Below are 19,093 nucleotides of genomic sequence, written 5' to 3' on the forward strand. Positions count from 1 at the left end.
AACTTGGCGATCTGGTTATTTCTCAAGCTGTTTAATGCGGTTTAGAGCATCTTGATAGTTGCTTTCTCTTCCTTGTTGCTTATACAAATCGGCAGCTTTACGAAAATCTTCAATTGCAGCTTGCTTATGTCCTAAAGCAGAGTGAGCATTACCCCGGCTGATGTAAGCATCTGCATAGTTGGGATTAATATTGATGGCTTGAGTGTAATCTTCAATTGCTGCTCGCTTATCTCCTAAACCAGAGCGAGCATTACCCCGGTTTTTGTAAGCTAGTGCATCATTGGGATTAATATTGATAGCTTGGGTGTAATCTGCAATTGCTGCTTGCTTATCTCCTAATTCATAGTGAGCTGCACCTCGGCAGATATAAGCATATGATGGATAGTTGGGATTAATGTTGATGGCTTGGTTGTAATCTTGAATTGCTGCTTCCTTATCTCCTAATTCATAGTGAGCTAAACCCCGACCCATATAACCATTTGCATAGTTGGGATTAATTTTTATGGCTTGAGTGAAATCTTCAATTGCTGCTTGCTTCTCTCCTAAAGCAAAGCGAGTATTACCCCGGTTGCTGTAGGCATCTGCATAGTTGGGATTAATTTTTATGGCTTGAGTGTAATCTTCAATTGCTGCTTGCTTATCTCCTAAAGCAAAGCAGGCATTACCTCGGTTTTTGTAAGCGTCTACATAGTTGGGATTAATTTTTATGGCTTGTGTGTAATCTTCAATTGCACCGCGAAAATCTTTGTTGTTGTATTTTTCTAATCCTTCTTTATAGTAAGTATCAACACTTTTCTGTTTTAGTTTTACTGGATTTCTCTGTCCTAGCAAATAAACAGACTGTGAATTTAACGCTTTTAAAACTTCCTCAGCCGATTGATAACGCTGTTGGTGTTCTTCTTGCAGCAACTTATCCTGCATTCGCCCAAATTCTTTACTCACTGGTTGCTGTAAATGCTTTCTCCAACTACTAACCCAACCATAACCTTGTCGTTTCCACAGTTCCCAAGGGTTAATTCCACTCAACAGGTGAAAGCAAGTTACACCGATACTATATAAATCACTGGCTGGGTAAGCTTCACCCCCCTGCATCTGTTCTAGTGGCGCATAACCAAAAGAACCGATCGCTGTTCCTACTTGCGTGATCACCGTTGCTGTCAGTTGCTTGGATGCCCCAAAGTCAATTAGTACCAACTTCCCATCACCACGACGAATAATATTCTCTGGTTTAATATCGCGGTGAATGACTTTCTGTTGATGAACTATTTTGAGAATATCTAATAAATCAAGCAATAATTCTCTGACTTTTTGCTCGTTGAAAATTCCCTGCTGTTGTAATTCAGCTAATAAATTCTGCCCGTCGATAAACTCCTGCACTAAATACAGGCGATTATCTTCATTAAAATACGCCAACAGTGTGGGAATTTGGGGATGTTTGCCTAACTGTTGCAGTCGCCTTGCTTCTTGATCAAATAGTTCTGTAGCTTTGTTGAGTGATGCTGTTCCCTGTACTTGGGGTGCAAATTGTTTGATGAGACAAGGCTCATTGAGTTTGTCTATATCTTCTGCTAAATAAGTTTTACCAAATCCCCCACCACCTAATGTTTTAATCGGGCGATAGCGGTTTCTCAACACTACCAGTCCTACACCGCAGTTGAAGCAAAACATTGTGCGATCGCTATTGGGCGGATTGTGGCAAGCTGGATTCAGGCAGCAGGTCATAAACTGTGCTTTTATTGGCAAAATGTAATTATTATCGCTTCACTATAAGCTATTCATCTCAGAAATCGCAAAATAGTAGATAAATTGAGTTATTCGCAGCAAGTAGGTTGTAAAGCAGTCGCCATCTAGGTTTATATTATCCATGTCACAATTGAGGAACAGACGATTTACCCAACATACGCACAAGCTATAGCCTCTCTACGTGTCTGTCAGATGTTGTCAAACACTTATCGGAGTATTGAGCTATTTCGCTTTGATGACCAAACAGGAGTTGTATTTATTTTTGTCAATGAAGAACTCCAAATCATTGTACCCGCTAATGGAAACTGGAGGTTTTTAAATGCGACCGAATTTTGAAGCAATGACTAACAAAGAACTAATAGCTTACGCACTTGCACACCGGGAAGATGTAGAGCCTTTGCGTGTTTTGTATGGCCGCCGCACTCCTGACTCGGAAGCAATATGGTACGGGCCAATGGTAACTGAAGACGGTACGCCAATAGAAGAAAATATTCGCATTGCAGAAGAAGCAATTAGGCAGCGTATTGAGCAGACAAATAAAATAAAGGAAGATTTTCAAAGTTAAGGTTAGATCCCCGACTTCTTTGAGAAGTCGGGGATCTGGACACCGTGGATCAAAGCGCCTAACGCACCCTACTTAAGACTAGGAAAGTCGTTAAAAGTAGCGTTGTAAATCAGTAAAATTAGATAAAAAGAGGTAATTTCATGACTACATCTGTAAATACTACCAAAGTCTATGACGAAATTATAGAGTTTATTGCTGCTGGCACCACTCCCCAAAGTGTTATCGATTTTCAACTCTCAGATGCAGCCAAAGACCGTTTAGAGGATCTGGTTTATCGAGCAAAAACTGAAAGTCTTACTGAAAGTGACCAGCGAGAGTTAGATCATTTCCTCACGCTAGAGCATATTATGAGGTTAGCAAAAGCAAGAGCTAATCAGTACGTTAACCCTAAGTAAGTATTCAAAATGTCTCGTCTATATATTAATGCAGAACTGCGGCGTTTAGTTAGCGATCGCGCCGCAGTTCTATGCGAGTATTGTTTATATCCAGAAGGAGACGGCTTAAGCTTTCAAGTTGACCATATAATCAGCATCAAACACGGCGGCGCTACAACAGCAAATAATCTCTGCTATGCCTGTATTTTCTGTAACCTGCAAAAAGGGACGGATTTAGGGTCAATTAATTGGCAAACTGGCGAACTTGTGCGATTTTTTAACCCACGCAGAGACTTTTGGGGTGAACATTTTCGACTAGATGAGGCTGTAATTCAACATCAAACGGAGATTGGAGAAGTCACAGCACGCATTCTAGATTTGAACAGCGACGATCGCATTGTAGAACGACAAGCTTTGATTGCATCTGGTCAGTATCCATTAGCATCGGCGCTAAAACAGATAAATAAATAGGTTATGATGTAATGCTGCGTAGGTTTTGCCTAAAAAATCGCTTCGGTGTAGGTTGGGTTGAGGAACGAAACCCAACATTTTCGGGTTTTGTTGGGTTTCACTTCGTTCAACCCAACCTACAAATTTTCTACAAATTTTTTAAAACAGATAAATAAATAGGTTATGATGTGCGATCGCATCCACCAATGGGAATTATATACTTAGCAGCAGTTGCTACTTTACTACTAGAAATCCCAAGGTAAATATACGATGGCCTATCAAAATATTACAGCGTCCCTTTCTGCACAAGATATCCAAGAAATTAAAGCTGCGTTACAGACAGTTCAAAAAAAGATGCCCTTTCTGATTACTCTCAGCACTGAAGAACGGCGAAAGTTGCTAAAAATGGGCGATAAAAGTCTAGCTTTTGTAAACAATAGCGTCACTGCTGCTCAGTCTAACCGCGAAATTCTTCCAGCCACTTTTGACGTTGAAGAACTTGTCCGGGATTATCAATTAGCCACTGCGCTTACGGAACTTTTAATCTCGGTGCAACAACTCGCCGAACAAGTCGATGATACCCTAATGGCAGTCGGTAGTGAAGCGATGACTAGCAGTTTGACGGTTTATAATTACGTTAAGACAGCATCGAAAAAGACTCCAGGCTTAAAAACTGTCGCTGAACAGTTAGGCGAACGGTTTAAGGCTATCAAAGGTAGACCGACAAAAGCTGCATCTGGTTCTTAATAAATTAATACTCATTAAAGAGTCTTTGATACTCATTAAAGACTCTTTGATACTCATTAAAGAGCCTTTGAACCTCATTAAAGAGTCTTTGAACCTCATTAAAGAGTCTTTGAACCTCATTAAAGAGTCTTTGAACCTCATTAAAGAGTCTTTGAACCTCATTAAAGAGTCTTTGAACCTCATTAAAGAGTCTTTGATACTCATTAAAGAGTCTTTGAACCTCCTTAAAGAGTCTTTGAACTCCATTAATGAGCCTTTGAACTTCATTAATGAGCCTTTGAACTCCATTAATTGACTCGGAAGCAATTATAGCGCTTCTCTGTTAAGTGCAATACAGACCTAACCCCCAGCCCCTTCCCTACAAGGGAAGGGGAGCAAGATTTAAGAGAAAATCAAAGCCTCTCTCCTAAAAGGAGAGAGGAATGGAAGTGAGGTCTATTTGTGGTTCATTTCCCTGAAAATAGCTGTAATAGTGTAGTCCCTACGGTAGCCGCTAAATTTTGATGGTATTGTCAAGACTACCACTGACAAGGATCTTGCGATCGCAGTTATATTTGATTTTGTGGATTTCTAGCCAGTTGCAGAGTGCTGTATCAATTATGTAGAGCTTTTCTACAGCACTCAATTTGACAACTGGCATAGCCGGGACATCAGAAGCGGGAAGTTTTGCTCTATCCCTCGTACAACTTCATTGCTGTCCCGTTGCGTTGATATCTCCATTAAAACTTCAACTCGAAGTCATGAGATGCCAAATTGCCAAAATTGCTGAGGGCGGTATTTCATCCCCATATTCTTTTCGTTGAACAGCTAATCTTTGCCCAAGATTTGCCACCATACTGCACTCATCACTCTAATATCTCCTGTTACCTGAAGTTAAAGAGGTGTCACAGAAGCCTCTTGCGCTCTATTTTTTTTAACGGTTTGTGATTCTACAACAGGTTCTTTACCTGTAATCAATCTAGAACGACGATTACGAGTGATATAATTCCACGCCCACTGAAATACTACTAGGAATTTAGTGTCAAACTCGATTAAGAAGTAGATGTGGACTACTAGCCAAAATACCCAAGCAAGGAAACCTGTAAGTTTGATTAAGCCTAAATCTACAACAGCTAAATTTTGCCCAATCATCGCCAAACTACCGACATCGTTGTAATGAAATTGTGGCAAAGTCTGACCTTTAAGCCGTCGTCGAATTAGTTTACCTACATATTCTCCTTCTTGTTTAGCTACGGGTGCAACACCAGGTAAGACTTTACTATCTTGATGGGAGAAGTTGGCTAAATCTCCAATTACGAAAATATTGTTATAACCCTCGATAGACAAGTCAGGTTCTACAATTACACGTCCAGAGAAATCGCACTCTACACCTGTACTCTCTGCTAAGACTTTCCCCATTGGGGAACCTTGGACACCTGCTGCCCACAATATAGTTTTTGAGGCAATTTTTGTCAATTGATCGCCTTGCTTGAAAGTAACGATATCATCTTCAAGATTTATCACTCTGGTGTGAGTGTGGAGTTCCACACCCAACTGTTGCAAAGATACTGCTGCTGATTTCGATAACTCTGGTGCCATGTGTGGGAGGATGCGAGGGCCACCTTGTAATAGTAAAATTTTTGTTTCTGAAGTGTCGATGCTGCGGAAATCTTCTTTGAGAGTTTTGTATGCCAATTCTGCGATCGCACCTGCTAATTCTACACCAGTCGGGCCACCACCCACAATCACAAAAGTCAATAAAGCACGGCGAATTTCTGGATCGGTTTCTTTTTCTGCTGCTTCAAATGCGCCAAATATCCGGCGACGCATTTCTAGCGCATCTTCCACGGTTTTCAAGCCGGGAGCAACTTCTTTCCAGTTATCTTTACCAAAATAGGAATGGTTAGCACCTGTGGCGATAATTAATGTATCATAAGGTACTATTTCGTCACCCAAAATAACTTGTTGCGCTTTTGGATCAATCTCATTTACTTCTCCTAACAACACCTTTGTATTCTTGCGTTTGCTAAATACAGATCGCAATGGTGCGGAAATATCAGAAGGTGATAGCGCACCTGTCGCAACTTGATATAAAAGCGGCTGAAATAGGTGAAAGTTCCGTTTATCAATGAGAGTAACGTTTAGATTCGCTGCATTCAAAGCCTTGGCTGCATACAGTCCACCAAAACCACCACCAACGATAACAACGTGATGTGGTGCATTCTTCTCTAGTGAAACTACCATAAGAAATATTGCCTTGTCTTAAGAAGTTGTAACTATTCTTAATAAAGGTGTAACAGCATTATGATAGAGGTTGCTGTCTATTTAGAACAATTGAAAAAATCATAAAAGTAGTCAAAGTTATTAATCAGTCATTATGTAGTAGACATCTCCAGAAAAGGCGTAGGGACAATTCATGAATTGTCCCTACAAAGGGTTCTAGGTAATGCATATTTAATTTTCGGAGATGTCTAGTAATTATCAATTTGGCAAGTAGGTATATTTGCACTCATTGAACTACTTTCATTCAATATAGCGTTTATCGGTTGAGTGAAGTACAATAACCCCTCCCCGCAAGCGGGGAGGGGGCTATGATGTAACTCATCTGGTTGAGAAACGCTATATATCTATATAATAAGAAAACAGTCACGACGAGCGATAACTATATTTTGAAAGGTATATCTGCATACAGACAGCAAATCCTAAAAGAAAATAAAGAAATCTGTCTTTCGCTCAACTCAATAATAGGATAATAATAGTAGTGGGATATACAGAAAATCGATTTGTAGCCTCATCTAACCCATGATTGAGTGCATCTGAGTACAACTTAATATATTGCAAAATATCTTGACTAAATCTTAGCAAAGGCTTACGGGTAAAGTTTCTTGTAGCGTGAACATAAATTCTTAAACCCTGCCCCAAAAATACTAGCACCCCTACCGTTAAATACTAGCGCCCCTAACCCCAGACAAATTTTAACTTTATGTTAAGTCTGGGTTTTGGCGTTTGAGTACAACCTTAATTAATCCAATAAATCCAATCAGCATTGAGTTTGATATCGAGTTGGATGTCACCTGATATAAGCATAAAAATAGCAGATGACTCTTTCTACCAGATAGACATTACCGATGCAACAGTCTTTAGACAGTATTAGCGATCCACCAACTACCAAAACGCAGGATTCTGCACATACATCCATGCTGAAAAATTTCCTCACAGGCAATTTTTTTGAGCCATTATTGAGTGATTTTCGCATTATTTTTGAGCGCGATCCCGCAGCACGGAATTGGCTAGAGGTGGTGTTTTGCTATCCAGGATTGCACGCACTCTGTTTGCATCGTCTTGCTCACTGGTTACATAATCGAGGAGTGGGTTTTATCCCCCGTTTCATTTCTCATTTGGGGCGATTTTTGACGGGAATTGAGATTCACCCAGGTGCAGAGATTGGCCAGGGCGTGTTTATCGACCACGGAATGGGTGTTGTCATTGGCGAAACTGCGATCGTTGGTGACTTTACACTGATTTATCAGGGCGTTACCCTTGGCGGAACTGGTAAAGAAACAGGTAAGCGTCATCCCACAGTGGGGAAAAATGTAGTGATTGGGGCGGGTGCAAAAGTTTTGGGTAATCTGCAAATTGGCGATCGCGTCCGTATTGGTGCAGGTTCTGTTGTCTTGCGAGATATTCCCAATGATTGCACAGTTGTGGGCGTTCCCGGTCGAATTATTTCCCGAAATCAAAACGCTAGCCTTTCTCCTTTAGAACATGGAAAGCTACCCGATATGGAAGCAACTGTGATTCGTTCTTTGCTCTCGCGCGTTGAACAACTCGAAAAACAACTGCAAATTTTAAGAGAAGAGTCATTAGTCACTGATCATTTGTCATTAGCAAATGACATAGACACGCCAGTGGCTTCCCGCAGGGTAGAACAAAGGACAAATGACAAATGACAAATAATACTTTATGCGATCAAGTTTTGCAGATACCTTTGAGCGATCGCTGGCGAATCTATCACCGATTGCAAGAGTTAAAAATTAATAGCTCTTGTCCCCCCGATGGTTCGTTACGAGTGCAGGTGAATAATTTGCTAGAAGGGATTCTAATTCGCAGTATAGTTATGCAATTTCTCGGTTCTCGTCACGAATTATTAGAGTGGCTAGAGCGTTGCTGGATTTACAGCGATTAGCCTTGAATCTTCTAATTCAGAGACTATTAATCTTGAATTCATGACTAAATCACTGCACTTTATCCTTTTTGCTCATAGATGCACAAAGCTCAAATAGGTTTAGAGTTTGAAGCTACTGTATACTTGCAGAATTTGTTGCAGACTGAGATGGATTAGATGGAGTTTAGATTTTGTTTATTCTCCTAAATCTGAAATTACCCTGACATATAGCAACAATTAAAAATCGGAATTTCTGATTTTTAAGTTTTTCCCAAATTAAGAAATTGAAAGTTCAATCATTTATGGCGACTCGGAACAGAGATATAAAACTCCTCAATTTTTTGCAAAACGAACTTGAACTTTCAAATGCTGATATTGCTGTAGCTCTGAGACACCGTGAATTAGAAAATGGCCCGTTACCTATGCTTCTCTGGCAATATGGTTTAGTTGATTTAGAGCAGCTAGGAAAGATTTTTGATTGGCTAGCAGAACACAGTTAACTAATTTATCCCCTGTACCTCTGAGTCCCATTCCCTGCCGAAATTACACACCAATGCTCTACAAAATCTGAGGTTACGAAGATGATTACATCCTTAATTGCTGGCTTCTGTGTTTTACTTTGTTCAGGATTTGCTAATAGTTACATTAGTTCGTTGCTACTCGAACAAATTACAACTGACATCGGTAAAAACGATTAGTAAATTATACATGGTTTTAGATCCCTGCCATACAGATGTGATGCTGCTAATAGGTCAATAATAAAGGATCATGTATCCTACATTATGAATTGTGATATTTTTAGCATTTGCCATCGCTGGGGATTGTAGAGAGAAAAGATATTAAGAATACTTCCAAGAGAGGGATATTTGCAATGAATCAAATCATAATTAATGACACTACATTACGTGATGGCGAACAGGCAGCAGGTGTTGCTTTTACCCTAGAAGAAAAAGTTGCGATCGCTAAATTTCTCGATGCCATTGGTATACCTGAATTAGAGGTCGGTATACCGGCAATGGGTGACGAAGAAACCCGTGCGATCGCAGCAATTTCTGACTTGGGTTTACAAGCAAAACTCCTGGGCTGGAACCGCGCCGTCATCTCAGATATTAAGGCTTCTATTGCTTGCGGACTGAACCGGGTGCATATCGCAATTCCCGTCTCTGGTATCCAAATCGCTACTAAATTTCATGGTCAATGGCGAGTAAGTTTGCAAAAACTCAAAGACTCAATCAACTTCGCCCTCGATCAAGGTCTTTGGGTAGCAGTCGGCGGCGAAGATTCTTCCAGGGCTGATGAAAACTTCCTCTTAGATGTAGCGCTTTATGCCCAAGAATGGGGTGCATCCAGGTTCCGCTTCTGCGACACCGTAGGAGTTCTCGATCCTTTCACCACCTACAACAAGGTTAAACGGCTGGTTTCAGCTTTGATGATTCCCCTAGAAATCCATACCCACAATGATTTTGGTCTGGCAACAGCCAACGCTCTTGCGGGTATCAAAGCCGGAGCCTTATCAGTGAATACCACAGTTAACGGATTAGGCGAAAGGGCGGGAAATGCAGCTTTAGAAGAGGTTGTGATGGCTATCAAACGCATCTACGGCGTTGATTTGGGCATCCACACACCCAGTTTGCTGGAACTTTCTCAACTGGTTGCAGCCGCATCAGGAGCTAGCGTACCACCTTGGAAAGCGATCGTTGGCGAAAATACCTTTGCTCACGAATCTGGTATCCATGCTCACGGGGTATTACAAAACCCCATTACCTACGAACCATTTGCACCTGAAGAGGTGGGTTGGGAACGGCGTTTAGTATTAGGTAAACATTCTGGACGGCATTTGGTTGCTAACTTGCTAGAACAGCATGGAATTTTCTTGAACCCCCAAGAAACCCAATCTGTTTTAGACGCAGTGCGCCATCAATCGGTACAGAAAAAACGTAGTTTGACGACAGAAGAACTATTGAATTTGGTCAGAGAACAGAGGTATTCTCATGCAACGCGATGAATTAGAGCTAAACTTGCCACCTGCTTTTGAAATTGGTGAAAAAGTCAGAGTTCGGAAACTGCTCAAAAATGATGGTACCTTCCCTGGTAAAGAAGTCGGGCAAGTTTTAGTGAATAAAGGAGATATCGGCTACATAGCGAGTATAGGGACATATTTGCAGAGTTCCTATATTTATGCTGTGCATTTCTTGGAAACAGGATTCGTCGTCGGCTGTATGAAAAAAGAACTAGAATCTGTTGAGGAATCTCATGAAAGTAATGCTACGGATGAATGATGCCGGTACTTTAGTAGTCTACGTTGCTAAAAAAGACCTTGAAGAAGAAGTCGTCAAACAAACCGATGGAAGTGATGGCAAAATTCTCACCCTAGCAAATGGTTGGGAATTAGAATTTCGTGATTTCCCAGATGCAGCAAATTTACCCCAAACAGTAGAAGCTAAACGCCTCTCTTAAAAAATGGGGAGTGGGGAGTGGGGTGGGGAGTAGGGAGATGAGGGAGATGAGGGAGATGAGGGCGAATTATTTAACAAGTTTCTTCCCCAATTCCCAATTCCCAATTCCCAATTCCCAATTCCCAATGCCCAATGCCCAATGCCCAATTCCCAATTCCCAATGCCCAATTCCCAATTCCCAATTCCCAATAACTTTTTATCAATCATGGGTGACAAACATTTGACGTTATCAGAATTGAACCTTGAGGGACAGTTACTAGGTTTTATTGGTGGTGAATCAGGAAAATATAAATACTTGCAATTAGCAGTTCCATCTGGAAATATGGAAATTAAGCTGTCTAAAGAGTTGCGCCGTTCTCTAAGTTCATCCTTAGTTCCTGGCCAGCAAATTCGCGTTTGTGGTTATAGTAAGATAGATTCGCGTACAAGTGAAATTAAAATCAAAGCCTATCAGGTAACACCAGTTAATGGCTGTCCAAAGCAAGATTTACCACCTCAACCCAAAGCGAGGATTATGGTATGTCAAAAAGGCGGTTGTCTGAAACGTGGTGGTAAAGGGTTATTATCAGAGTTAGAAAAAACTTTGTGCGATCGCGGTTTGTCAGACAAAGTTACTATTGAATATACTGGTTGCCAAAAATGCTGTGGCAGCGCTCCCAACTGTGTTTTACACCTTGGTAAAAAGAAATACAAGAATATTCATCCTGACGCGATCGCATCTTTGTTAGAAAGTCATTTAACCCAATAGTACTAAGCTTTTCTAGCTATTCTTAAAATAATACACAATTTTGTAGGGGTAAAAATTTTACCCCTATTTTTATTGAACTGAAAGTCGAGGAGGACATTATCGTTCTGATTATCGCCAAACCTCATTGGAGTGGTAGGTGCATACGTTGGTGGAGGGTGGTAACAAAGCTTCTAAAAACGAGACTCGTTTTTGGATATCCTTGCCAACAGAAAAGAATTATGTTAATCTTTATTAAAAAAATTAACCCTATTCAATGTTTTAAATGCCCTTTCATTCTGAGCATAAAATTGAATAGATAATCATCATGTTATGGTTAGTGTTAATATTAATATCGATAAATCGGTAGTTATTCAGCCAAAATCTTCAATATTTATCAGAGTAATGAAAGAGCAAACAAGGCTAGAAAGTTTAGATTCTTCACCTTTAGAATTCCAGGTAAAATTTCTGAATTTTCCAGAAACAGCAATTTACTTTTGCTTTGCTGACGAAATTCCCTATGGTTGCTTTTGCAACTTTTCAGCACATGATTTTATATTAGATAATTCGTATTGGCAAACCAGTGAACATTATTTTCAAGCCCAAAAATTTGTCGGTACACCTTATTTTGAAAAAGTGCAGAAAGCCGAAACTCCTTTAGATGCAGCAAATATTGGTGGCGATCGCTCCCTACCTCTGCGTCCAGACTGGAGACAAGTTAAAGATGAATTCATGTATAAAGCTGTTTTAACTAAATTCCAAAAACATATAGATATTGAAGAGATTCTACTTTCAACTGGCAATAGATTATTAGTAGAAACTACATCGCATGATTACTATTGGGGTTGTGGTGAAGATGGTAGTGGTAAAAATCGATTAGGACAAATTTTGATGGAAGTGCGAACTACACTTCGTCATTCTAATTAACCCAAATATCATACTGCTCAGTTAAGTACAAAACTAGTATATATATCGGGGTAAATTTATTTTATTTACCTCTGCTTAACTGAAGCTTATTATCATATACGAATGCAGCTTTATTTCTGAATTTACTCGTAAAAATAGGAAACACGGAATAGGGAACTCTTAACAGGAAATGTACTGAGTTTTTTAAGCGCAGGCTACGCCAACAAAAATCAAATAAGAATCCTATTATGATATTCAAATTATGAGCAAACAGCTAGCGATCGCTAATTATAAATCTGATGACAAAGTAACAAAAGCAATGATTGCTACTTTAATTGCTATAGCGATTTTTGGAGTTATGCCCATATTGATCCGATGGAGTGAAAACGAAATCAGCCCCAGTGTTACAATGTTCAGCCGTTGTTGGATAGCGGCCGTAATTTTTGGACTATGGCAAGAGGTTACACTTGTGCATCAGCGTTGGTTTAAAGAGGAAACCATCATCAAGCAGTCACTCGACAACAAACAAATTTTACTATTAGTGGTGACAGCAGTATTTTTCTTCAGTACACAGCTTTTCTGGGCTTTATCACTGACTCAAACTAGTATTGCTAACTCAGCATTACTACATAGCTTAACTCCATTTTTCACCACACTGGGGGGATGGTTACTTTTTAATCAACGTTTTAATTATAAATTTTTAATTGGTCTGGCGATCGCAACTATAGGAACAATCGTCTTGGGGTTTGATGATCTACAACTTGCCTCTGTTAAACTTCAAGGTGACTCGCTTGCTTTGCTCTCCGCAGTTTTCTGGAGTGCTTATCTTCTGGCTATTGAAAAATTGCGGACGCAATTAACAGTTTCAACTATCCTGACTTGGGTTTGCAGGATTGCGACGCTTTTGTTTGGAGTGGTTATATTTATTACTCACGACGAATGGTTTCCCCACTCTGGGAACAGCTGGTTAGCTGTTATTGCTTTGGCTTTAACTCTTATTCTCGGTAGTGGGCTACTTGCATATAGTCTCAAACACTTATCTTCTAGCCTGGTTGCAATGATTAATTTGTTAGATCCGATTGTGACTGCTTTTTTAGCTTGGCTGATTTTTGCAGAGACTTTGGGTTGGTTGAACTTGGTAGCCTTTGCTATTATCATACTGGGCATTTGTCTAGCTCTAACTAGTGAGGTAAGAATTGAAACGCAATCTGCGAAATTAGAAAAAATTTCTTCAGAACAAACTAATCAAGCATAGAATTACTGTATGAATTGCTGCCTATTTATCATTGATATCCAAAATGGATTTATAACTCAAAATACAAGCCATATTCCACAGAGAGTTAAATCTTTATTAGAGCAAAATCTCTTTGAATACGTCATCTTCACAAGATTTATAAATACTCCTAACAGTCCTTATGTAAAATATCTGAATTGGCATGAACTCAAATCACCAATTGAACTAAAAATTGTGGATGAAATTGAACCATTTGCTCAGGTAATTTTTGATAAAACTATATATACTGGTTGTAATGAAGATACACTTAATTTTCTAAATAAACATAATATCCAAAAAGTATTTATTTGTGGATTGGATACTGATTCTTGTGTTTTAAAAACAGCCATTGATTTTTTTGAAAACAATATTCTTCCTTATATTTTAGAACATTATTCAGCATCAACTGGAGGCGATAAATTTCATCAAGCAGCTCTTTTAGTCCTCAGTCAGATGATTGGCATAAATCATATTCTAACTCAACCTTTAGATCAGCATATTTTAAATAAATACTTGTAGTTAGTATAGAAATCTTATTTGATTTATGAAGGAATGTATACTTAAAATATTTTATATGAATAAAAATTGATGATGGGATGGAATTACCAATGTCCAATATAGCTATTGTCTATTTTTCTGTTTTTGGTCATACGCACTTGATGGCTGAAGCGATCGCCGAAGGAGCCAGTAAAATAGCAGGAGTAAAGGTGGAGTTATTGCGGATTGCAGAAGAGCAGTTTGTGAATGGATCGTGGCAAGACATAGAAATCATGGAAAAGCTTAATCAGGCTGATGCTATTGTGTTTGGTTCACCTACTTATATGGGAGGTGTAGCCGGTCAATTTAAAATGTTTATTGATGCTGCTAGAGATGTTTGGGCTAATCAAAGCTGGAAAGATAAGCTTGCGGGTGGTTTTACCTATTCCAGCTTCCTAAGTGGTGAAAAACAAGGAACATTACTTTATTTAGCAATTAATGCTGCCCTCAATGGGATGATTTGGGTTAGTGTTGGAGATTTACCTAGTCATTTTTTAGAAAAAGATAAAGAAAAAGATAATGGTATAAATCGTTTAGGCTCTTTTCTAGGAGTAATGGGACAAACCCAAGATACAAGTGAAGGCGAAGCAATACTTGATCCAGGTGATCGACTAACAGCTTTTCGGTTCGGACAACGGATTGCAGAATTAGCCCAACGTTGGACAAAAGTTAAATAAAAATAACTCTGCATTGTCGTAGTTGTTATGAGCCTTACCATTCAAAGTCAGAGAAGTTGCGTGTTGCTATGGTTGCTGCATGGGTATAACAAATAGCTGCAATTTGAGCATCGGCTTGGGAAATAGGAGTACCATTGTGTCGTCTTTGAGATGGAATATTAGCAAAAGCTACAGCAGCAGCTTGATCAAAAGGAAGAACACGCCCAGCGAAATCTTCTGAGAACATAAATTGTGCTGCTTGACTAAGCTATTCTCGCCGTTTTACCGCAGGGAGTAAGGCTATACCATACAGAATTTCTGCTTGAGTGATTGTTGTGGTAAACAGAGTCATTAAGGATTGTTGAGCAGCCCAACTACGAACTATTTCAGACTTTTTAGGCTTCATTAATTCTGATAAAACGTTTGTATCAAGAATAATCATTCTTCCAATATTGATAGCCTGCGAATAGGTTCTCTAGGAATTTACGGTAATTCAAAGTCTCCCAAATCCGCAAAACGCTGCTCAAGCATAGTAGCTAAGTTTAAGGGATGTTCCTGATTTTCTGCTACAGCCAGACGAAGAATTTCTCTAGCTTCTTCTTCGAGAGAACGACTATGTTTTTCGGCTCGTTTTTGTAAACGAGATTTGATGTCATCATCAATATTAGATATAGTAATATTGTTCAAAATTAATTGATAGCATATTTATGTCAATTCCCATTATAGCGAGTGTACACGCTATAATCGGTTATGATTGCTCTTTTCCTCTGATCCTGGTATTCTCTTAATGTGAACTCATCAGGACGTTAATTCATAGATTTTGACTATAAATTGTCATGCTAGACTACAAGACACCTGAGTATCTTCCTTCCTCAGAAGAGTTACCTTGCTCCGACGATACCCCTGTGGATAATGAACTACAAAACCTAATTCCTAACTTATTAAAAGCAATTTTAGCCTTAATTTGGCAAGACCGATGGGACTGGTTTTTTGGTGTTGATATGGGCATTTATGACCGCACAGGTCAAATTCGCCGAACTCCGATAATTCCCGATGCTTTTCTAAGCATAGGAGTACCACGGCGCAAAAATGATCCCAAGGGACGTTTAAGTTATGTTTTGTTAGAAGAAAATAACGTTTCTCCTACATTTGTATTGGAAGTTGTTTCTCAAACCTATGGGGGAGAATACGATAAAAAAATGGCTGCTTATACTCAATTAGGTGTCTTGTATTATGTTATTTACAACCCTGATTATTATCAGCGTGATAAACATGAACCTTTTGAAGTTTATCGGCTAGAAAATGGCGAATATATGCGCCAGCGTGGTGAACCAACATGGATGCCGGAAATAGGCTTAGGAATTGGTAGAGGTTTAGGTATCCATGAAGGATGGCAGCGTGATTGGCTATACTGGTTTGATGAACAAGGTAATAGATTTCCCACTCCAGAAGAACTTGCAGAACAAGCAAGTATTCGTGCTGAACAGGAACGACAGCAACGAGAATTAGCTGAACAACTTTTGCAGCGTTACCGGGAACGTTTTGGTGAATTACCTGATTAATTCCTTTGTCTGAATAAAAAAATTAAATTCATAAGAATAAATAAAGACGTGATTAATCGCGTCTTTATTTATTACATCATTCGTTTCTAGATTTATATAAAGTCTTTTCCTTACTACTGCTTACATTGTTACCATTGTTTTGCTTGGGGATGACATTTTTTCAAGGTTTGAGTGATAAAGATGCATCCAAGATACAGTTCTGAAGCATTTACCACGACCTTTTCTGTAAGGCTCTAACATCTCATACTGAAACTTATGTTTGCTAGAGGATAATATATCTACATCTACAAATTTTGCTTGATTACTTAAAGCGTGGTTGTGGCTTTTTAAATCTTCCACTTCAGGTAGCAAATGTGCTACTCCGAATAGTTGTCCCAAAGGAGACGTTTTCAGGAAAGCTTGCCTTTGGGCGTGAGTCATAACAACTTTTGACCCGGCTTTTATTGTATTACTGGCCATATAACTTTGGCACTCCTCTTAAGCTTTCTTGTTGATTACAGAACGATAGGGCTGCTTTTCGCAAGAATCTGAAAGCATATCCATCCTCTTCTGGAGCGATTGTGACAGGCCCCAGATATTCCATCTCTATCTTATTACTATAATAGGACAAAGCTGTATCTAGAGCAACCAAGACAACGAGAGGTTCATCTGTTTCTGTTTGACATAACTCCAAGGCAACCTTGGTTGCATACCAAATTAACCATTTGCCGATTGGTTCCATAAAGCGTTCAGCCCCTTCTCCTCGACTTGTAGGATGAGCTTCTATCTGTTCTATCTCTAAAAACTTTGGAGAGCCGGGATAGGGATAAAGACCATATCGCACTAATCCCCAAACTTTACCCTCATAGACAAGTTTGACGATGTTTTGACAGTCAAAATCGGTGTTTTGCCACAAATTCAACCAGTTAAAAGACCAATTAGTAGGCATATCATTGTTTGTAGCTGGAGAAAGCATAGCAATTTCCTCGACTGCCGATTTAATTCGGACTTTTACCTTATAGGAGCCAATAGTAGTCAATTAAGTTGTATAAACTTTTAGTAGCAACGTTTCAGATTTATAGATTATAAAGAACTACCTAGTCAGATGGCAATTAACAGTTGAAGAGATTTTATAGATTACAATGGTGAGGGAAATGAATAGCCTCACCATCATAGTCAAATCAATCCTTCCAACGCGTGTTGCAAATCGTTCGTTACATCAGCAACAGCTTGTCTAGCGGACAAACGATTTTCCTTATATGCTGGATAATGCTCAGAAATAGATATGGGTTCACCCACAGTTATTTTTACCTTTTGCTTGCCAAATTGTGGACGCTGCAAACCTTTATCGGCTTTGATTTTAGCAATCATTCGCCACAAAATTAAAGTCGTTTCAGCAAACCTTTCTACCGTTGGATTTTCACGAATATAATTACCAGAAACGGCTACAAAACTTTCTACTAAACGCATGTGCCACATCCGGGCATTTGCTTCTTCAGCAATGCGATCGCCTAATGCTCTTTCGACAGCAGATACTCCTTTTACATCCTTAAATTCTTCTCTAAATATATAATTCCAACCTGCTTGTTCTACTCGCCGACAACGGTCACTTAAAGTACCTTTTGACTGTAAATTAAAATACTGTTCTGAGATTAACAGGGCTGCATTTAATAAAGCTTGTAAACGAACTGCTAACGCTTCATTTCTATCTGGAATTTGCCCAGCAACAATCTTGGGATCTGGCAGTTTTTGATGATAAAATCGGGTATAAAATTCTTCCATTTCCAAAAGTAAATGTTCTGCCAAGGCTAACAACCGGGGATAAAGCGACTCTATAGAAGCATTTTCTGGTGAATTCACAGGTAAACCACTAGCCGCTTCCATTTCACTTAAAAGATTTGCGATCGCACCCCAAGGAGCATCAACGTAACTATATTTAATCCCAACTGGTACAATTAGAACCTGTTCGGGGCGTTCAGCTTTGTGCAAGTCTTCAGCACACCAAAAGCCTAATTGGGCGATACCGGGTTCTAGAGGGCTGATATTCTCAGATAAACCATTGGTTGCACCCTCTGGCGCAGCAGCCATCGGGAATTTCCCATTGGCAAACAAGTCACGCGCCGAACGTAAACCCGTCCAGTCAGCTTTACCTCGCTGAATCGGAGTTCCACCTAAATGAGACATAATCCAGCCAACGTGGGAACCTGCCCATAGTGGAATGCCGCGATCGTAGATAAAATGGGCGTGAATTGGAAGTTGTAGTGTTGTGTCCTGCGATCGCGCTATCTTTGGTACAAGTTGAGATAACAAGTAACCTAAACAAAATGGATCGTCTGTTTTCGGATGGCGAAATGCCAGCATAAAACGGATCTTACCCTCCTGAAATTGGCGATAGAGATCCACTAGAACCTCTACGTTGTCTGCTTCAATTTGGGTAATGGGTGTTTGCCATTTTATCAAACTGGGTAGCAACAGATGGACGACTCGCAGCAATAAGGGGTTAAACGCCGGAGGAATAAATTCTAAGGGTGCTTGTGCTTGATAAATTACATCTGCCAAGGTAGTTTCTCCTAAAGATGCCCTGATTCTAATCGCCTGGGATTATTTCTTTTAAGATATCCTAATGGCTGTAATATGCCCTTATATAACTTAGGTTAGAAAAATAGGATACCTTCTTAGTACAGTTTTGGGTAAATTCATGGCGAATTTAGGGTTGGAATTTAAACGCAAAGGATCGCAAAGGTTAGCGTAGAGGAACGCAAAGGTTTAATTAAAGTAATTTTTTTCGCTACTAATATCAGGTTCGGTTAAACACTAGGACTTAGGGACTTCCAAATAAAAAACATCCCAAAACTGACATAAAAATCTTTTCTATTTCTCTTCTCTCTGTGTTCTCTGCGCCTCTGTGGTTCGCCCATTTGAATAATTTATTCCCTGGAAGTCCCTTACGCAGAGGTAACGGTTTAGCAGCACTTGC

25 protein-coding genes and 1 pseudogene are annotated in these 19,093 nt (G+C 39.6%); 18 read left to right on the top strand and 8 right to left on the bottom strand.

Features of this window, described 5'->3' with window-relative positions:
- Nucleotides 1-15: 15 nt before the first annotated feature.
- Nucleotides 16-1,722: a tetratricopeptide repeat protein gene (locus V7K98_RS22490; RefSeq protein WP_335025837.1), complete on the bottom strand. Its 1,707-nt coding sequence runs from the start codon at nucleotides 1,720-1,722 to the stop codon at nucleotides 16-18.
- Between the two features lie 165 nt (nucleotides 1,723-1,887).
- Here V7K98_RS22490 and V7K98_RS28960 point away from each other — a divergent pair, with 165 nt between their 5' ends.
- The 5 genes from V7K98_RS28960 to V7K98_RS22510 all read left to right on the top strand — a co-directional run bounded on the left by V7K98_RS28960 (nucleotide 1,888) and on the right by V7K98_RS22510 (nucleotide 3,879).
- Nucleotides 1,888-2,079: a DUF6888 family protein gene (locus V7K98_RS28960; RefSeq protein ID WP_442940433.1), complete on the top strand. Its 192-nt coding sequence runs from the start codon at nucleotides 1,888-1,890 to the stop codon at nucleotides 2,077-2,079.
- Complete coding sequence (locus V7K98_RS22495; RefSeq protein ID WP_335025839.1) at nucleotides 2,063-2,308, top strand: DUF6887 family protein; 246 nt, start codon at nucleotides 2,063-2,065, stop codon at nucleotides 2,306-2,308. The genes V7K98_RS28960 and V7K98_RS22495 overlap by 17 nt, the downstream gene beginning before the upstream one ends.
- A gap of 140 nt (nucleotides 2,309-2,448) precedes the next feature.
- Nucleotides 2,449-2,703 (top strand): hypothetical protein, encoded by a 255-nt coding sequence (locus V7K98_RS22500; RefSeq protein ID WP_335025841.1) that lies wholly within the window; start codon nucleotides 2,449-2,451, stop codon nucleotides 2,701-2,703.
- A 9-nt stretch (nucleotides 2,704-2,712) separates the two neighbouring features.
- Entirely contained in the window at nucleotides 2,713-3,153 is a 441-nt protein-coding gene (locus V7K98_RS22505; protein WP_335025843.1) for an HNH endonuclease, read from the top strand.
- Between the two features lie 249 nt (nucleotides 3,154-3,402).
- On the top strand, nucleotides 3,403-3,879 hold the full coding sequence (locus V7K98_RS22510) for a hypothetical protein (protein ID WP_335025844.1): 477 nt from the start codon (nucleotides 3,403-3,405) through the stop codon (nucleotides 3,877-3,879).
- Between the two features lie 493 nt (nucleotides 3,880-4,372).
- Here the strand turns inward: V7K98_RS22510 and V7K98_RS22515 are convergent, their stop codons facing one another.
- Together V7K98_RS22515 and V7K98_RS22520 are read right to left on the bottom strand one after the other, a co-directional pair.
- Nucleotides 4,373-4,519, bottom strand: a complete 147-nt coding sequence (locus tag V7K98_RS22515) for a hypothetical protein (RefSeq protein ID WP_335025846.1) — start codon at nucleotides 4,517-4,519, stop codon at nucleotides 4,373-4,375.
- A 233-nt stretch (nucleotides 4,520-4,752) separates the two neighbouring features.
- Nucleotides 4,753-6,102, bottom strand: a complete 1,350-nt coding sequence (locus tag V7K98_RS22520; protein ID WP_335025848.1) for an NAD(P)/FAD-dependent oxidoreductase — start codon at nucleotides 6,100-6,102, stop codon at nucleotides 4,753-4,755.
- 884 nt (nucleotides 6,103-6,986) lie between these two features.
- Between V7K98_RS22520 and cysE the strand changes: the two genes are divergently transcribed.
- The 12 genes from cysE to V7K98_RS22580 all read left to right on the top strand — a co-directional run bounded on the left by cysE (nucleotide 6,987) and on the right by V7K98_RS22580 (nucleotide 14,596).
- Nucleotides 6,987-7,808, top strand: a complete 822-nt coding sequence (gene cysE / locus V7K98_RS22525; RefSeq protein WP_335025850.1) for a serine O-acetyltransferase — start codon at nucleotides 6,987-6,989, stop codon at nucleotides 7,806-7,808.
- Nucleotides 7,805-8,044, top strand: a complete 240-nt coding sequence (locus V7K98_RS22530) for an Asr1405/Asl0597 family protein (protein WP_335025852.1) — start codon at nucleotides 7,805-7,807, stop codon at nucleotides 8,042-8,044. The genes cysE and V7K98_RS22530 overlap by 4 nt, the downstream gene beginning before the upstream one ends.
- Before the next feature lie 281 nt (nucleotides 8,045-8,325).
- Nucleotides 8,326-8,523, top strand: a complete 198-nt coding sequence (locus tag V7K98_RS22535) for a DUF2949 domain-containing protein (protein ID WP_094340663.1) — start codon at nucleotides 8,326-8,328, stop codon at nucleotides 8,521-8,523.
- Nucleotides 8,524-8,894: 371 nt separating this feature from the next.
- Entirely contained in the window at nucleotides 8,895-10,028 is a 1,134-nt protein-coding gene (gene nifV / locus V7K98_RS22540; protein WP_335025854.1) for a homocitrate synthase, read from the top strand.
- Nucleotides 10,015-10,302: a nitrogen fixation protein NifZ gene (locus V7K98_RS22545; RefSeq protein WP_104909028.1), complete on the top strand. Its 288-nt coding sequence runs from the start codon at nucleotides 10,015-10,017 to the stop codon at nucleotides 10,300-10,302. Before nifV ends, V7K98_RS22545 begins: the two co-directional genes overlap by 14 nt.
- On the top strand, nucleotides 10,277-10,480 hold the full coding sequence (gene nifT, locus V7K98_RS22550; protein WP_335025856.1) for a putative nitrogen fixation protein NifT: 204 nt from the start codon (nucleotides 10,277-10,279) through the stop codon (nucleotides 10,478-10,480). Before V7K98_RS22545 ends, nifT begins: the two co-directional genes overlap by 26 nt.
- A gap of 55 nt (nucleotides 10,481-10,535) precedes the next feature.
- A complete protein-coding gene (locus V7K98_RS22555) occupies nucleotides 10,536-10,703 on the top strand; it encodes a hypothetical protein (protein WP_335025859.1) in 168 nt (55 codons plus the stop codon).
- On the top strand, nucleotides 10,685-11,227 hold the full coding sequence (locus V7K98_RS22560) for a (2Fe-2S) ferredoxin domain-containing protein (RefSeq protein WP_335026073.1): 543 nt from the start codon (nucleotides 10,685-10,687) through the stop codon (nucleotides 11,225-11,227). The genes V7K98_RS22555 and V7K98_RS22560 overlap by 19 nt, the downstream gene beginning before the upstream one ends.
- A gap of 309 nt (nucleotides 11,228-11,536) precedes the next feature.
- A complete protein-coding gene (locus V7K98_RS22565) occupies nucleotides 11,537-12,130 on the top strand; it encodes an NADAR family protein (RefSeq protein WP_335025861.1) in 594 nt (197 codons plus the stop codon).
- Between the two features lie 241 nt (nucleotides 12,131-12,371).
- The gene (locus V7K98_RS22570) at nucleotides 12,372-13,364 is read left to right on the top strand and encodes a DMT family transporter (RefSeq protein ID WP_335025863.1); all 993 of its coding nucleotides are present in this window, start codon (nucleotides 12,372-12,374) and stop codon (nucleotides 13,362-13,364) included.
- 9 nt (nucleotides 13,365-13,373) lie between these two features.
- Entirely contained in the window at nucleotides 13,374-13,901 is a 528-nt protein-coding gene (locus tag V7K98_RS22575; RefSeq protein WP_335025865.1) for an isochorismatase family cysteine hydrolase, read from the top strand.
- Between the two features lie 89 nt (nucleotides 13,902-13,990).
- Nucleotides 13,991-14,596: a flavodoxin family protein gene (locus V7K98_RS22580; RefSeq protein WP_335025867.1), complete on the top strand. Its 606-nt coding sequence runs from the start codon at nucleotides 13,991-13,993 to the stop codon at nucleotides 14,594-14,596.
- Nucleotides 14,597-14,630: 34 nt separating this feature from the next.
- Here the strand turns inward: V7K98_RS22580 and V7K98_RS22585 are convergent.
- A pseudogene (locus V7K98_RS22585) lies at nucleotides 14,631-15,017 on the bottom strand (type II toxin-antitoxin system VapC family toxin).
- A gap of 41 nt (nucleotides 15,018-15,058) precedes the next feature.
- The gene (locus tag V7K98_RS22590) at nucleotides 15,059-15,262 is read right to left on the bottom strand and encodes a FitA-like ribbon-helix-helix domain-containing protein (protein WP_335025869.1); all 204 of its coding nucleotides are present in this window, start codon (nucleotides 15,260-15,262) and stop codon (nucleotides 15,059-15,061) included.
- Between the two features lie 149 nt (nucleotides 15,263-15,411).
- On the opposite strand from V7K98_RS22590, the gene V7K98_RS22595 reads away from it, so the two are divergent.
- Complete coding sequence (locus tag V7K98_RS22595) at nucleotides 15,412-16,137, top strand: Uma2 family endonuclease (protein ID WP_335025871.1); 726 nt, start codon at nucleotides 15,412-15,414, stop codon at nucleotides 16,135-16,137.
- A gap of 120 nt (nucleotides 16,138-16,257) precedes the next feature.
- On the opposite strand, the gene V7K98_RS22600 is transcribed toward V7K98_RS22595, so the two are convergent.
- The 3 genes from V7K98_RS22600 to V7K98_RS22610 form a co-directional block, all read right to left on the bottom strand.
- Nucleotides 16,258-16,596 (bottom strand): protochlorophyllide oxidoreductase, encoded by a 339-nt coding sequence (locus V7K98_RS22600; RefSeq protein ID WP_335025873.1) that lies wholly within the window; start codon nucleotides 16,594-16,596, stop codon nucleotides 16,258-16,260.
- A complete protein-coding gene (locus V7K98_RS22605) occupies nucleotides 16,586-17,092 on the bottom strand; it encodes a hypothetical protein (RefSeq protein ID WP_335025875.1) in 507 nt (168 codons plus the stop codon). Before V7K98_RS22605 ends, V7K98_RS22600 begins: the two co-directional genes overlap by 11 nt.
- 200 nt (nucleotides 17,093-17,292) lie before the next feature.
- The gene (locus V7K98_RS22610; RefSeq protein WP_335025877.1) at nucleotides 17,293-18,675 is read right to left on the bottom strand and encodes a 1-acyl-sn-glycerol-3-phosphate acyltransferase; all 1,383 of its coding nucleotides are present in this window, start codon (nucleotides 18,673-18,675) and stop codon (nucleotides 17,293-17,295) included.
- Nucleotides 18,676-19,093: the final 418 nt, after the last annotated feature.

The organism is Nostoc sp., assembly GCF_036917435.1.
Classification (GTDB): domain Bacteria; phylum Cyanobacteriota; class Cyanobacteriia; order Cyanobacteriales; family Nostocaceae; genus Nostoc.

Bases quoted from the DNA above. Each gene is read 5' to 3' on its own strand.
- V7K98_RS22490 (WP_335025837.1), bottom strand. From the start codon at position 1,722: ATGACCTGCTGCCTGAATCCAGCTTGCCACAATCCGCCCAATAGCGAT.
- V7K98_RS22495 (WP_335025839.1), top strand. From the start codon at position 2,063: ATGCGACCGAATTTTGAAGCAATGACTAACAAAGAACTAATAGCTTAC.
- V7K98_RS22500 (WP_335025841.1), top strand. From the start codon at position 2,449: ATGACTACATCTGTAAATACTACCAAAGTCTATGACGAAATTATAGAG.
- V7K98_RS22505 (WP_335025843.1), top strand. From the start codon at position 2,713: ATGTCTCGTCTATATATTAATGCAGAACTGCGGCGTTTAGTTAGCGAT.
- V7K98_RS22510 (WP_335025844.1), top strand. From the start codon at position 3,403: ATGGCCTATCAAAATATTACAGCGTCCCTTTCTGCACAAGATATCCAA.
- V7K98_RS22515 (WP_335025846.1), bottom strand. From the start codon at position 4,519: ATGCCAGTTGTCAAATTGAGTGCTGTAGAAAAGCTCTACATAATTGAT.
- V7K98_RS22520 (WP_335025848.1), bottom strand. From the start codon at position 6,102: ATGGTAGTTTCACTAGAGAAGAATGCACCACATCACGTTGTTATCGTT.
- cysE (WP_335025850.1), top strand. From the start codon at position 6,987: ATGCAACAGTCTTTAGACAGTATTAGCGATCCACCAACTACCAAAACG.
- V7K98_RS22530 (WP_335025852.1), top strand. From the start codon at position 7,805: ATGACAAATAATACTTTATGCGATCAAGTTTTGCAGATACCTTTGAGC.
- V7K98_RS22535 (WP_094340663.1), top strand. From the start codon at position 8,326: ATGGCGACTCGGAACAGAGATATAAAACTCCTCAATTTTTTGCAAAAC.
- nifV (WP_335025854.1), top strand. From the start codon at position 8,895: ATGAATCAAATCATAATTAATGACACTACATTACGTGATGGCGAACAG.
- V7K98_RS22545 (WP_104909028.1), top strand. From the start codon at position 10,015: ATGCAACGCGATGAATTAGAGCTAAACTTGCCACCTGCTTTTGAAATT.
- nifT (WP_335025856.1), top strand. From the start codon at position 10,277: ATGAAAGTAATGCTACGGATGAATGATGCCGGTACTTTAGTAGTCTAC.
- V7K98_RS22555 (WP_335025859.1), top strand. From the start codon at position 10,536: ATGAGGGCGAATTATTTAACAAGTTTCTTCCCCAATTCCCAATTCCCA.
- V7K98_RS22560 (WP_335026073.1), top strand. From the start codon at position 10,685: ATGGGTGACAAACATTTGACGTTATCAGAATTGAACCTTGAGGGACAG.
- V7K98_RS22565 (WP_335025861.1), top strand. From the start codon at position 11,537: ATGGTTAGTGTTAATATTAATATCGATAAATCGGTAGTTATTCAGCCA.
- V7K98_RS22570 (WP_335025863.1), top strand. From the start codon at position 12,372: ATGAGCAAACAGCTAGCGATCGCTAATTATAAATCTGATGACAAAGTA.
- V7K98_RS22575 (WP_335025865.1), top strand. From the start codon at position 13,374: ATGAATTGCTGCCTATTTATCATTGATATCCAAAATGGATTTATAACT.
- V7K98_RS22580 (WP_335025867.1), top strand. From the start codon at position 13,991: ATGTCCAATATAGCTATTGTCTATTTTTCTGTTTTTGGTCATACGCAC.
- V7K98_RS22595 (WP_335025871.1), top strand. From the start codon at position 15,412: ATGCTAGACTACAAGACACCTGAGTATCTTCCTTCCTCAGAAGAGTTA.
- V7K98_RS22600 (WP_335025873.1), bottom strand. From the start codon at position 16,596: ATGGCCAGTAATACAATAAAAGCCGGGTCAAAAGTTGTTATGACTCAC.
- V7K98_RS22605 (WP_335025875.1), bottom strand. From the start codon at position 17,092: ATGCTTTCTCCAGCTACAAACAATGATATGCCTACTAATTGGTCTTTT.